Here is a 12,094-nt window from a genome sequence, read left to right as displayed (position 1 = left end):
ACACTCCCGTTAGCCAAGAACCACGTTGGCGGCTGATTCAGGCAGATCCTCGCCGAATGCGCGCTGGTAGAATTCGGCCACCACCGAGCGCTCCAGTTCGTCGCATTTGTTCAGGAAGGTCAGGCGGAACGCCATGCCCAAATCGCCGAAGATCTCCGCGTTTTCCGCCCAGGTGATGACCGTGCGCGGGCTCATCACCGTCGACAGATCGCCATTGACGAAAGCCGAGCGGGTCATGTCGGCGACGCGGACCATCTTGCTGACGATCTCTCGGCCCTTGGCGTTGCGGTAGTGCTTGGCCTTGGCCAGCACGATGTTCACTTCGTTTTCGTGCGGCAGATAATTCAGCGTGGTGACGATGGACCAGCGGTCCATCTGCGCCTGGTTGATCTGCTGGGTGCCGTGATAGAGGCCGGTGGTGTCGCCGAGGCCGACCGTGTTGGCTGTGGCGAACAGCCGGAAAGCCGGATGCGGGCGGATGACCCGGCTCTGGTCGAGCAGCGTCAGCCGGCCCGATGCTTCCAGCACACGCTGGATGACGAACATGACGTCGGGGCGGCCGGCATCGTATTCGTCGAAGCACAGCGCGACATTGTGCTGGTAGGCCCAGGGCAGGATGCCGTCCTTGAATTCGGTGATCTGCATGCCGTCCTTGACGACGATGGCGTCCTTGCCGACGAGGTCGATGCGGCTGACATGGCTGTCGAGATTGACGCGCACGCAGGGCCAGTTGAGGCGGGCGGCAACCTGCTCGATATGGGTGGACTTGCCGGTGCCATGGTAGCCCGACACCATGACGCGGCGATTATAGGCAAAGCCGGCAAGGATGGCGGAGGTCGTCTGCGGATCGAACAGATAGTCGGGGTCGAAATCCGGCACATGCTCGCTGGTCGCCGAATAGGCCGGCACCACCATGTTGGAATCGAAACCGAATTGTTCCTTCACCGAAACCGTGGTGTCCGGCAGGTTAGCGATGTCGCGATCGACCTTGTTCATAACGCCTCAACGTCTCCAGGGGCCAAGCTGTTGCGCTTGCCCGGCAATCGAATTTGTTCGGGGGGCGTCTTAGAACCTTTTCCAACCGGATGAAAGTTGGAAAAAGGCACGGACTGTCGCTCCGCTCAGCACAGGCCCGCCTGCTTGAGCACGCGATAGGCCTGGAGAACATCCCGGAACCGGTCTTCCGAACCTCTGTCGCCGCCATTCGCATCCGGATGGTGACGCTTTACCAGTTCCTTATAGCGCGCCTTGATGTCGTTGCCAGTCGCCTTTGTATCAAGGCCAAGCGTTTCCAGCGCCTTGGCCTCAAGCGGCTTGGCCTTGCGGTCGCGGGGCTGGCGCGGATCTTTCGGTCCCTTGAACAGGTCGAACGGATCGCGCATGCGGTTGTAGTAGCCAGCCCGCCCGGAACGCGCCTTGGCAAAATCGGGCGAGGAAGTCGTGGTGGCGCCGTTGACGCCCATCTTCCAGGTCGGGCGGTTGCCGGTCATCGCTTCCTTCTGGAAGCGCGCGACCTCGCTGTCGGGCACACCGGAGAAATAATTGAAGCCCTTGTTGTACTCGCGCACATGGTCGATGCAGAAGCGGAAATACTCGCCTTCCTTCATGCGGCCCACCGGCGCGCGGTGGGTGCCTGCTTCCTTGCACCCGTCCCACTGGCAGATCGGCGCATGCGACTTCACTTCGGCGTCCTTGTCGGGGCGGACGCGAATCTTCTCGAAATATTTTGGGTACGGCTTCATTGGCTGCATTTATGGTCTGTTCGCGATGCGAAACAAGAATTGACTTTTCAGGATCGATAGCCCTAACCGCTGAATCGCGGCATATTGCGGGCAAGAGGCCGAATTTGTCGCGGCACGGCATATGTGGCGAAGGGAAGCGGCGATGTCCATACAGGCGACGATGGAAAAGAAACTGAACGACGCGTTTTCCCCGGAGCGGCTTGTCGTGCTGAACGAAAGCCACCTGCATGCCGGCCACCATCATGTCGAGCACGGCGAGGTAGCGGAATTCGACGGGACCGGCGAGACGCATTTTCGGGTGCGGATCGTCGCGGCGACTTTTTCCGGCATGAGCCGCATTGAGCGGCACCGCGCCGTCAATGCCGTGCTGGCCGGCGAAATCGAAGCCGGCCTGCACGCGCTCGCCATCGAACCGGCCGCACCCGGCGAAAGCGTGCGGTGGTAGGCGTGCCTACCAGATCGTGACGACGTGCGGGTAATTGCGGATTTTGGTGTCGACCGTCACCAAGGGCGCCTCCAGTCCGCGTGCCAAGGCCACGATGATGCGATCGGCAGGATCGGCGTGGAATTCGCCGGGAAGAAACCGGCTTCCCACACCGATCAAATTGTCGACCGGAACGAATTCCAGCCTCTCGATCCGGCTCGCCGTTTCAAGCCAGGTAAAGATATCCAACGATAGGTCGAGCCTGTTTGCCTGCACCAGCATCGCGATCTCCCATGCCGATATGGAGGAGACCATGATCCGGCCACCCGCCAGTTCATGCTCGATCGCACGCGATGCGGCGGAAGACAGCCTCGTTCGTTCCGCCCCGAGCCACCAGACAAGGACATGCGTGTCCAGCACGATCACTTAAGCGCTTCCCAATCCTCGACGCCTACCGGTTCGAACGGATCGTCGTAGCGCAGGACGGAACCCCGCAATATCTCCAACGGATCACGCGCGTCTTTGGCGATCTTGCGGATCTCAAGCGCAGGCGTGCCGTGATCGGTGATGATCAGGGGCTCGCCGGTCGTCTCCACCTGGCGAAAATATTCGAGCGCCTTTGCCTTGAACTTCGATTTCGATATGTGCGCGGTCATCGCCTTCCTCCTGTCGTGACAAGATAAGGCTTAAAATGACCATAGGCAATGACCATGGTCACCTGCGCTCATACCCCGACGATCAGGCGCGTGTTTCCACCGGCTTGATCCGGATGCGGGCGATGCGGTTCTTGTCGCGCTTCATGACGATGAAGCGCTTGTCGTGGAAGGTGAACGCCTGCTTCTCTTCGGGGATCGACTGCGCTTCGTGGATGACCAGGCCGGCGATCGTCGTCGCTTCGTCGTCGGGCAGGTTCCAGTCGAGTGCCCGGTTCAGGTCGCGGATCGGCACGGTGCCGTCGACCACGACCGAGCCGTCGGCCTCGCGCTTGACGCCCTGCATGTCGATGTCGTGTTCGTCGGCGATCTCGCCGACGATCTCCTCAATGATGTCTTCCAGCGTCACCAGCCCTTCGACCTCGCCATATTCGTCGACGACGATGGCGAAGTGCGCCTTGCGGCGCAGGAATTCGTTGAGCTGTTCCTGAAGCGTCGTGGTGTCGGGCACGAACCACGGTTTCGACGCCACCTTCATCACCTCGATGCGCGAAAAGTCGTTCTCCACCTCGTTGAGCGCGCGTAAAAGATCCTTGGCGTGCAGCACGCCGACGATGTTGTCGAGCGAGCCTTGCCACAGCGGCATGCGCGTGTGCGGGCTTTGCAGGATTTCGCGCACCACCGCCTCCGGCGGATTGTCGGCATTGACCGAGCGCATATTGGTGCGGTGAACCATGACGTCGGAAACTTCGAGTTCGTCGAGGTCGAACAGGCCTTCCAGCCGGCTGCGCGCGGGCCGGGTCGGGTCGCCGCCGCGCTCCGTGACCGAGCCGTTGCGCGGTTCGTCGGTGCGGGCGACCGGCTTCAATTCGAGGCCAAGCGCGGTAAGCAGGCGGGTGCGCACCGCGAAAGTCGCGATGCCAGCCACAGCGAGGATACCGGCGACGATCCAGCCCGCTTCGTCCATCAGGAGTGGTTTTCCTTGAGGAAGGAAAGAACTTCGGATGCCGGCACGTCCCTGGCGATGAAGGACTGGCCGACGCCGTGCGTGAGGATGAAGGTTAGCGCGCCGCGCGACACCTTCTTGTCCTGGGTGATGAAGCCCAGCAGCGCGTCGGCGCCGGGCAGTTCGCCTGGAATGTCGCTCATCCGCCACGGCAGGCCGACAGCCTGGAGATGCGCCTCGACTCGCGCCGCGTCGTCGGGGCTGGCGAGGTTCATGCGGGCCGAAAAGCGGTGCGCCAGCGCCATGCCGATGGCCACGCCCTCGCCATGCACGAGCCGCGCGCCGTCATACTGGGTGGCCGCCTCCAGCGCGTGGCCGAAGGTGTGGCCGAGATTGAGCAGCGCGCGGTCGCCCGTCTCGAACTCGTCGCGGGCGACGACATCGGCCTTGGCGCGGCAGGCCTCGGCAATCGCCACGATCCGCGCCGGACCACCTGAAAACACCGCCTGCCAGTTCTTTTCCAGCCAGTCGAACAGGTCCGGCCGGTCGATCAGGCCGTATTTGGCAAGTTCGGCGTAGCCGGCGCGAAATTCCCGGATCGGCAGCGTGTCGAGCACTTCGGTGTCGGCCAGAACCAGCTTCGGCTGGTGGAAGACGCCGACCAGGTTCTTGCCGCGTGGCGAGTTGATGCCGGTCTTGCCGCCGACGGAGGAATCGACCTGCGCCAAAAGCGAGGTCGGTATCTGCACGAAATTCATGCCGCGCCGCGTGATGCCGGCGGCAAAGCCCGACAGGTCGCCGACGACGCCGCCGCCGAAGGCGATGACGGTGTCGCGGCGCTCGAGTTTCGCGGCGAGAATACCGTCCACCACGTCCTGAAGGTGCGCAAAGCTCTTGGTCTTTTCGCCGGCCGGCAGCGTGAGGACGGCCGCTTCGACGCCGCCGGTTGCAAGGCCGGCCTTCAGCGTGTCGAGATGGGCGGCGGCGACGTTTTCATCGGTGACGACGACCGCCCGCGTGCCGCAAAGCCGCGGTGCGATTTCCTCGCCGGCGCGCGCCAGCAGGCCGGGCCCGATCAGGATGTCATACGCGCGCTCGCCAAGCCCGACGGTAACGGTGACGGGTTCGTTCATAGGCCTGCCTCGTGCACAACGGCGCTTTCGGTGGAAAAATGCCGCTCCAGCGCCTCGATGACTTCAGCGGCGATGGTTTCCTTGCGGTCGTCGCGCGTCTCCACGGTGAGGCTGGCCATGGCATAGACGGGATAGCGCTCGCCCATCAGCCGTTCCAGCACGCCGCGCGGGTCGGGGTCCTTGAGCAGCGGCCGGTTCTGCTTCTTGGCGACGCGCTCCATGAGCAGGTCGAGATCGGCCTTGAGCCAGACGGAAACGCCGTGGCCGGCAATCGCTTCACGGGTATGTTCGTTCATGAAGGCGCCGCCGCCGGTCGACAATATTTGCGGCCCGCTTTCCAGAAGGCGCAGGATGACGCGCTGCTCCAGCGTGCGGAACTCAGGCTCGCCGTACTGCTCGAACAGTTCCGGAACGGTCATGCGCGAAACGGTTTCGATCTCGTGGTCGCTGTCGATGAAGGGCAGCGACAGGGCGGAAGCGACCTTGCGGCCAATGGCCGTCTTGCCCGCGCCCATCAGGCCGACAAAGACGATGGAGCGGTCGCCCAGCGCCTCAAGCAGGCCGGCGTGGCTTCCCGGTTGTGGATTTTTCGGTTGTGCGTTCATCTGACACTATGCCCTCCGAGCCGTATCGACATGAAAAGGCCGTTTGCGTCAAGCATGGCGTGTGGGATGGCGCGGCGGACGCTTGGCGCTTGAAATAGCGCCAAGGGCGTCTCATAACGGCACGGGATTGGGTTCGGACCGTGCCCGGCGTACAGAAAAGAGATCGATGCCGACACTGTTTCGCTTTGTCGTGACGCTGCTTGTGCTGGCCGGCATCGCCTATGGGGCGATGTTCGCGCTGGTGCTGTTCGTGGAGCCGAACACGGCCGAAATCAGCGTGCGCATCCCGGCGGCCGTGCTCGATCCTTCGACGAAGCCCGATCCCTTGACAAATTCTGAGCCGGGCGAATGAACAGCGCCGCCCGCATCGAGGCCTTCCTCGAAATGATGAGCGCCGAGCGGGGGGCTGCCGAAAACACGCTGTCCAGCTATCGCCGCGACCTAGAAGACGCCTCGGAATCCATCAAGGGTGGGCTGGCGGGCGCAAATACGACGGACCTGCGGTCCTATCTGAACGCCATCGCCGAACGCGGCTTTGCCGCGACCTCGCAGGCGCGAAAACTGTCGGCGATCCGGCAGTTCTTCAAGTTTCTCTATTCGGAAGGGCTGCGCGGCGACGACCCGACCGGCACGCTGGATAGCCCGCGCAAGGACCGCCCGCTGCCCAAGACGATGAGCGAGGCCGACACCGGTCGCCTGCTCGACCGGGCGGCACTGGAAGCCGCCGATCCGTCACAGGGTGAGGGCGATCCGCTGGAGGCGCTGCGCCTGCATGCGCTGGTCGAGGTGCTCTACGCCACCGGCCTGCGCGTCTCCGAACTGGTCGGCCTGCCGGTGACTGTAGCGCTGCGCGACGACCGCTTCTTCATGGTGCGCGGCAAGGGCGACAAGGAGCGCATGGTGCCGCTGTCGGCCAAGGCGAAAACAGCGATGCGGGCCTGGCTCGCCGCGCGAAAAAAGGTGCCGGCGCTGGCGCAAAGCCCGTTCCTGTTCCCGGCGGCCTCGACAAGCGGGGCGCTTTCGCGGCAGGTGTTTGCCCGCGACCTGAAGGGACTGGCCGCGCGCGCTGGCATCGCTTCGGCAAAAATATCGCCGCATGTGCTGCGCCATGCCTTCGCCAGCCATCTGCTGCAGAACGGCGCCGACCTGCGCGCGGTGCAGCAACTGCTTGGCCACGCCGATATTTCCACCACGCAGATCTATACCCATGTGTTGGAGGAGCGGCTGGTGCGCCTGGTCAACGAGCATCACCCGCTTGCCGACTAGGCTCTCTGCCGCTATGTGAAAGCGACAATCCGCAGCGCGCAGCCGTGGTTCTGCGGCTTTGTGTGCTCTCAATCCTGGCGTATCGGTCTGCTCACGCATGTATAATTACCTCGATTTCGAAAAACCGGTCGCCGATCTCGAAGGCAAGATCATCGAGTTGAAGAAGCTTGCCGAAAGCGGCGAGGCGGTCGATGTCGCCGACGAGATTTCGCGGCTGGAAAAGCGCTCCCGCGACGCGCTGCGCGACGCCTACAAGGCGCTGACGCCGTGGCAAAAGGTGCAGGTGGCGCGCCATCCCGACCGGCCGCATTGCGTCGATTATGTCGACGCCCTGCTGACCGATTTCACGCCGCTGGCCGGCGACCGAAATTTCGGCGAAGACCAGGCGATCATCTGCGGCTTCGCCCGTTTCCGTGGCGAGCCGATAGCGGTGATCGGCCAGGAAAAGGGCTCGGATACGGCGAGCCGCCTCAAGCACAATTTCGGCTCGGTGCGCCCGGAAGGCTACCGCAAGGCGGTGCGGGTGATGGAAATGGCCGACCGCTTCGACATCCCGCTTTTGACGCTGGTGGACACGGCCGGCGCGTTTCCCGGCGTCACCGCCGAAGAACGCGGCCAGGCGGAAGCCATCGCGCGCTCGACCTCGGCCAGCCTTGGCCTGAAAGTGCCGTCCATCTCGGTGGTGATCGGCGAGGGCGGCTCGGGCGGGGCCATTGCCATCGCCACCGCCAACCGCGTCTATATGCTTGAACATTCGATCTATTCGGTGATCTCGCCGGAGGGCGCGGCGTCGATCCTGTGGCGCGACACGACGCGTTCCAAGGATGCGGCGACCAACATGAAGATCACCGCGCAGGATCTTTTGGGGATGAAGATCATCGACGCCATCATTCCCGAGCCGCTGGGCGGGGCGCATCGCGCGCCGCAGGCCGTGATTGCCGCCACCGGCGACCTCATAGCCCGGACGATGACGGAATTTGCCGGTTCCAACACCGATTTCCGCGAACAGCGCCGCGAAAAATACCTGGCGATGGGCCGCACCCTTTAATTGCGCGACGTGCTGCATGGAGTGCGGACGCACTCTGCAAGTAATTGCGACAGGGGCAGTAATTCCGGCAGCGGCCGCCAATTGCGGCGGGTGCCGCATCTTTGCCACAAAAATGCCGCGCCGATCGGGTCAATGACAGGACTGTCAGGGGCAGGCGTGGCGCTTGCGGTAAGGAATTTTCAAGGTTAACGGATGTATTGTCCGTCGAAATGGTCAGGAGCGACGTCGCGTGACAGCGGCGCCGCCGGAATGAAGACGATAACCGATCCCATGTTTGCAAAGCTTGCCCGTACCGGACTACTCATCGCGGCCCTCGGCATCGCCGGCTGCACCGAAACTTCCGTGGGCGATTTCGTTCCCCAGCAAGCCAACAAGCAATTGCCGCCAAAAATCCTTGCCGCGATGTCGGCAAAGGGCATGTCGCGCAATTCGCCGGTCATGGCCCGCATCTTCAAGGAAGAAGGCAAGCTGGAAATCTGGAAGGCCAAGACCAATGGCCGCTACGACATGATCGCCAGCTACGACATCTGCAAATGGTCCGGCAAGCTCGGCCCGAAATATACGGAAGGCGACCGGCAGGCGCCGGAAGGTTTCTACACCGTTCGCCCCTCGCAGATGAACCCGAGGTCGAGCTACCACCTTGCGTTCAACATCGGCTTCCCCAATGCCTATGACCGGGCCAATGGCCGCACCGGCGCAAATTTGATGGTGCATGGCGCGTGTTCGTCTTCCGGCTGCTATTCGATGACCGATCCGCAGATCGAGGAAATCTACGCCTTCGGTCGCGACGCCTTCCAGGGCGGCCAGAGCGAATTCCAGATCCAGGCGTTTCCGTTCCGCATGACCGCCGCCAACATGGCGCGCTACCGCAACGACCCCAATTACGATTTCTGGAAGATGCTGAAGGTCGGCTACGACAATTTCGAGGTCACCAAGGTGCCGCCGAAGGTCGATGTCTGCGAAAAGCGCTATGTGTTCAACCAGATCGCGGCCGACGGCCAGAGCTTCAACCCGACCGCCGCCTGCCCGGCGACGACGCAGCCTGACTCGCTCAGGACCGCGTATAGCAGCTACCAGAGCACCTATGATGCGGCGTTCAACAGCGCCGTCAAGGCGAGCACCCCCGCGCCCAGGCCGACCATTGCCGGCATCAAGGAGGCCAAGGTCGTCTCCGAATGGTCGCACAAGCGCGCGCGCGGTGAACGCGTGCCGATCGAGCCGCCCTCGCTGAATACGGATGGCTCCATCACCGAAACGGGGCGCATGGGTCGCATCGATTCGGCCGAGGGCCGCAAGATGGCTGCGATCGACGCCGAAAAGGCGGCCAAGAAGCGGGCCGCGGAGCAGAAGGCGGAAATGCTCGCCGCCGCCAAGGCCGAGAAGGAAGCGGCCAAGGCGCAGGCCATCGCGGCCAAGGAAGCCGCCAAGAACCCCGCGCCCGTCACGGTGCCCCTGCCTGAAACGGCGTCCGCCGCCATTGAGACGCAGACCGCGCAGTCCGACAGCACCGCGCAGAAGCTGAAGAAGAAACTGCTCGGCATGTTCGGTGGCTGACCACGTAGCGAACGCGCGGGTCGATGTCTACGACCTCAAGGGGCTGAACTGTCCCTTGCCCGTGCTGAAGGCGAAAAAGCGGCTGGCCGGAATGCCGGCCGGCGGACGGCTGTGGCTGGAAACCACCGATCCGCTGGCGGTCATCGACATTCCCGCATTCTGCACCGAGGACGGCCATCGCCTGGTCGAGACGGAAGCGCTTGACGGCTTCCACCGCTTCCTGGTGGAACGCGGCTGATCTTGAGCGGACTTGCCCGATTCTGCGCGCCGGCAGGCTGTCCGGTGTGACGGTCTTTCCCGGATACCGCTAACATTACAAAGGTTTAATGCCGCCATTCATCCGTGGTTCATGCGCGAGCCCCGATCATTGGCTCGCGTCCTCCCAAGACGTTTGCATTGAAACCAATGGAGTTGGAAGTCATGAAACGAGTAGCTGCATCCATCATCGTCCTGGCGACTCTTGCCTCGGCTGGATACGCCTTCGCGCAGGAAACAAAGCAGCCGGATGCCACGGAAACATCGGCTGACGCCCCCAGGAAGGGCGAGCATTTCAAGCGCGGGCCGATCGACCGGGCCAAGTTCTCGAAAGCCGACGAACTGAAAGCCATCGATAGCAACGGCGACGGTGTGCTTTCACGCGAGGAGATCGAGGACCATGCGCTCAAGCAGTTGGTCAAGCGAGCCGCCGACCGCATGGAACGGCGTCTCGACGTCGACGGCGACGGCAAGGTGACGGTTGCCGAGGTCGAACAGCAGAGGCAGAAGGAATTCGCCGCGCTGGATCGCAATAACGACGGCAAGCTCGACCGCAAGGAACTGCGCGCCGCCCATAAGGGCGCAAAGCACGGCGAGCGTGCCGGTCATCACAAGATGCACCACCAGAAGAAGTAGCCATTTCTTTCCCGGACGGATGGACGGAAATCCAGAATATCCGCTCCGCCCGTCCGGGGGCAGTATGGCTGCCTCATTTTGCTTCCTCGCTAACCGATGGGTATCGACGACGGCGCGTAGGCACGAAATGCCGCCCGCCGACAAAAAGCTAGCACGGGGTGAAGTTCGGTCAAACGGCGAGCCGGCTGGCCCGGAACTCGCCGGAACGATGGTGCGATGCGAAGGCTGGGGCCGCTGGTTACAGAACACCTCTTGATTGGCGGCCCGGCAGCCTCCATATTGCGACAGCGCCTCTCCTGATTTGAGAGAGTCTCGCGCATTTTTGGATGCCGCCCCCTGGGGCTTTTTCGGCATCCACCATCATACCGGCCGGCAGTTGTTTCGAGTTCTCGCTCGGCCGCTCTCATATTTGGAGACAAAATGGCTACATCAAAGCCCTTCACACTACCCGAAGCCGTCTTGAACGCGATCACGGCCGGCGTTCACGTTGCCCGCGCCTATCGGGAACATCTTGGCTACACCATTGGCGACGTCGCCATCACAAGCGGCTTGACCGTCCAGGAAGTCGAACAGATCGAGGCGGGCCACCGTTTCGAGAAAGGCTATCGCGATAGGATCGCCCGGGCGCTTTCCCTGCCGGAAGGCGTGTTCGATGCCGAAGCGGACATTGCAAACGCCGCCTGACCGGTTTCCCGTTTTCGGCCCGATGCTCTAGCCGCCGGCGATGGCCAGCGGGTTGGCCTCCAGCGCGGCACGGTCGGGCGTGTCGATGGAAGGCTTGTTGGTGAAGGCCGAAAACAGCCGCTGGACATAGTCTTGCGGCATGTCGAGCGTGATCAGGACCAGCCGCGTGCCACGCTGCTCGTCCGGCCACGCGGCCAGGCGGATCGGCGGATGCAGCGTCTTTTGCACGCCGTGAATGACCAGAGGCCGTGAACGGTCGTCGCTCAGTTCGATGATGCCCTTCATGCGCAGCAGATGGTCGCCCTGCGTCGAGCGCAGCAGGTCCAGAAACATCTCGATGGCCGAAAGCGGCACCGGCCCGTCATGCAGGAGGGAATAGGAGCGCACGCGCGAATCATGCCGGTGGGCATGGTCGTGGTGGTCGTGGTGGTCGTGCCCGTGATGGTCGTGATGGTCGTGATCGTGTTCGGCTTCCTCGCCCAGCCAGCGGCGCACGTCGGCGGTCTTGGTGGCCGGGTTGTAAAGGCCGCAATCGAACAGCGTGGCGACTCCAGCTTCGCCGATATCGAGCAGTTTCGCGCCCGGATTGAGGCCGCGCAAACGTAAGCGCAGCGCATCGACGCTATGCACGTCGTCCGCCAGATCGGTCTTGGTGAAGACAATGCGGTCGGCGACCGCCGCCTGCTTGACCGCCTCGACATGCGCATCGAGCGTGGCACTGCCGTTGACGGCATCGACCAGGGTGATGACACCGTCGAGCCGAAAAGCCTGCACCAGCACCGGATGCGCCATGATCGATTGAAGCACGGGGGCCGGGTCGGCAAGGCCGGTTGTTTCGATGACGACGCGGGCCAGGTGCTTCAGCTTTCCTGTCTGAAGGCGGTCGACGAGATCGGCCAGCGTGTCGACCAGTTCGCCGCGCACGGTGCAGCACAGGCAGCCGTCGGAAAGCTGGATGACGCCGTCCGATGCCTGCTCGACCAGCAGATGGTCGATGGCCACGTCGCCGAATTCGTTGATGATGACGGCGGTGTCGGTCAGCGTCGGGTCTTTCAGCAGGCGGTTCAGCAGCGTCGTCTTGCCGGCGCCAAGGAAGCCGGTCAGCACCGAAACGGGAATGGGAAAGCCTGCCATCGTCAAAAGCCTGT

General features: G+C 63.0%; 16 protein-coding genes. 8 read left to right on the top strand and 8 right to left on the bottom strand.

What is annotated here, in order from left to right; all coding sequences use genetic code 11:
• Window positions 1-9 precede the first annotated feature (9 nt).
• Both cobS and ACX3P0_RS09830 read right to left on the bottom strand, forming a co-directional pair.
• Window positions 10-996 carry a cobaltochelatase subunit CobS gene (cobS, locus tag ACX3P0_RS09835; protein ID WP_459088062.1) on the bottom strand — a complete coding sequence of 329 codons (987 nt, stop codon included), beginning with the start codon at window positions 994-996 and terminating at the stop codon, window positions 10-12.
• A 125-nt stretch (window positions 997-1,121) separates the two neighbouring features.
• Window positions 1,122-1,751, bottom strand: coding sequence for a J domain-containing protein (locus tag ACX3P0_RS09830; protein ID WP_459078999.1), 630 nt, complete (start codon window positions 1,749-1,751; stop codon window positions 1,122-1,124).
• A 133-nt stretch (window positions 1,752-1,884) separates the two neighbouring features.
• Between ACX3P0_RS09830 and ACX3P0_RS09825 the strand changes: the two genes are divergently transcribed.
• Complete coding sequence (locus ACX3P0_RS09825) at window positions 1,885-2,187, top strand: BolA family protein (RefSeq protein WP_459079000.1); 303 nt, start codon at window positions 1,885-1,887, stop codon at window positions 2,185-2,187.
• A gap of 6 nt (window positions 2,188-2,193) precedes the next feature.
• On the opposite strand, the gene ACX3P0_RS09820 is transcribed toward ACX3P0_RS09825, so the two are convergent.
• The 5 genes from ACX3P0_RS09820 to ACX3P0_RS09800 form a co-directional block, all read right to left on the bottom strand.
• The gene (locus tag ACX3P0_RS09820; protein ID WP_459088061.1) at window positions 2,194-2,592 is read right to left on the bottom strand and encodes a type II toxin-antitoxin system VapC family toxin; all 399 of its coding nucleotides are present in this window, start codon (window positions 2,590-2,592) and stop codon (window positions 2,194-2,196) included.
• On the bottom strand, window positions 2,589-2,822 hold the full coding sequence (locus tag ACX3P0_RS09815; protein WP_459079002.1) for a type II toxin-antitoxin system Phd/YefM family antitoxin: 234 nt from the start codon (window positions 2,820-2,822) through the stop codon (window positions 2,589-2,591). The genes ACX3P0_RS09820 and ACX3P0_RS09815 overlap by 4 nt, the downstream gene beginning before the upstream one ends.
• Before the next feature lie 82 nt (window positions 2,823-2,904).
• Window positions 2,905-3,789 carry a transporter associated domain-containing protein gene (locus ACX3P0_RS09810; protein WP_459088237.1) on the bottom strand — a complete coding sequence of 295 codons (885 nt, stop codon included), beginning with the start codon at window positions 3,787-3,789 and terminating at the stop codon, window positions 2,905-2,907.
• Window positions 3,786-4,898 carry a 3-dehydroquinate synthase gene (gene aroB, locus ACX3P0_RS09805; RefSeq protein ID WP_459088060.1) on the bottom strand — a complete coding sequence of 371 codons (1,113 nt, stop codon included), beginning with the start codon at window positions 4,896-4,898 and terminating at the stop codon, window positions 3,786-3,788. Before aroB ends, ACX3P0_RS09810 begins: the two co-directional genes overlap by 4 nt.
• Window positions 4,895-5,503, bottom strand: coding sequence for a shikimate kinase (locus ACX3P0_RS09800; RefSeq protein WP_459088059.1), 609 nt, complete (start codon window positions 5,501-5,503; stop codon window positions 4,895-4,897). Before ACX3P0_RS09800 ends, aroB begins: the two co-directional genes overlap by 4 nt.
• A gap of 166 nt (window positions 5,504-5,669) precedes the next feature.
• Here ACX3P0_RS09800 and ACX3P0_RS09795 point away from each other — a divergent pair, with 166 nt between their 5' ends.
• From ACX3P0_RS09795 to ACX3P0_RS09765, 7 genes are all read left to right on the top strand, one after another.
• Window positions 5,670-5,855 carry a histidine kinase gene (locus ACX3P0_RS09795; protein ID WP_459088058.1) on the top strand — a complete coding sequence of 62 codons (186 nt, stop codon included), beginning with the start codon at window positions 5,670-5,672 and terminating at the stop codon, window positions 5,853-5,855.
• Complete coding sequence (locus tag ACX3P0_RS09790; RefSeq protein WP_459079006.1) at window positions 5,852-6,769, top strand: site-specific tyrosine recombinase XerD; 918 nt, start codon at window positions 5,852-5,854, stop codon at window positions 6,767-6,769. Before ACX3P0_RS09795 ends, ACX3P0_RS09790 begins: the two co-directional genes overlap by 4 nt.
• A gap of 97 nt (window positions 6,770-6,866) precedes the next feature.
• Entirely contained in the window at window positions 6,867-7,817 is a 951-nt protein-coding gene (locus tag ACX3P0_RS09785) for an acetyl-CoA carboxylase carboxyltransferase subunit alpha (protein ID WP_459079007.1), read from the top strand.
• Between the two features lie 270 nt (window positions 7,818-8,087).
• Window positions 8,088-9,371, top strand: a complete 1,284-nt coding sequence (locus tag ACX3P0_RS09780) for a L,D-transpeptidase family protein (RefSeq protein ID WP_459088235.1) — start codon at window positions 8,088-8,090, stop codon at window positions 9,369-9,371.
• The gene (locus ACX3P0_RS09775; RefSeq protein WP_459088057.1) at window positions 9,364-9,609 is read left to right on the top strand and encodes a sulfurtransferase TusA family protein; all 246 of its coding nucleotides are present in this window, start codon (window positions 9,364-9,366) and stop codon (window positions 9,607-9,609) included. The genes ACX3P0_RS09780 and ACX3P0_RS09775 overlap by 8 nt, the downstream gene beginning before the upstream one ends.
• 182 nt (window positions 9,610-9,791) lie before the next feature.
• The gene (locus ACX3P0_RS09770) at window positions 9,792-10,262 is read left to right on the top strand and encodes an EF-hand domain-containing protein (RefSeq protein WP_459088056.1); all 471 of its coding nucleotides are present in this window, start codon (window positions 9,792-9,794) and stop codon (window positions 10,260-10,262) included.
• Window positions 10,263-10,682: 420 nt separating this feature from the next.
• Window positions 10,683-10,946 (top strand): helix-turn-helix domain-containing protein, encoded by a 264-nt coding sequence (locus ACX3P0_RS09765; RefSeq protein WP_459088055.1) that lies wholly within the window; start codon window positions 10,683-10,685, stop codon window positions 10,944-10,946.
• A 27-nt stretch (window positions 10,947-10,973) separates the two neighbouring features.
• Here the strand turns inward: ACX3P0_RS09765 and ACX3P0_RS09760 are convergent, their stop codons facing one another.
• On the bottom strand, window positions 10,974-12,080 hold the full coding sequence (locus ACX3P0_RS09760; protein WP_459088054.1) for a CobW family GTP-binding protein: 1,107 nt from the start codon (window positions 12,078-12,080) through the stop codon (window positions 10,974-10,976).
• Window positions 12,081-12,094 lie beyond the last annotated feature (14 nt).

Source organism: Mesorhizobium sp. A556, from assembly GCF_054489545.1.
This window is presented reverse-complemented; position numbering and strand designations above follow the sequence as displayed.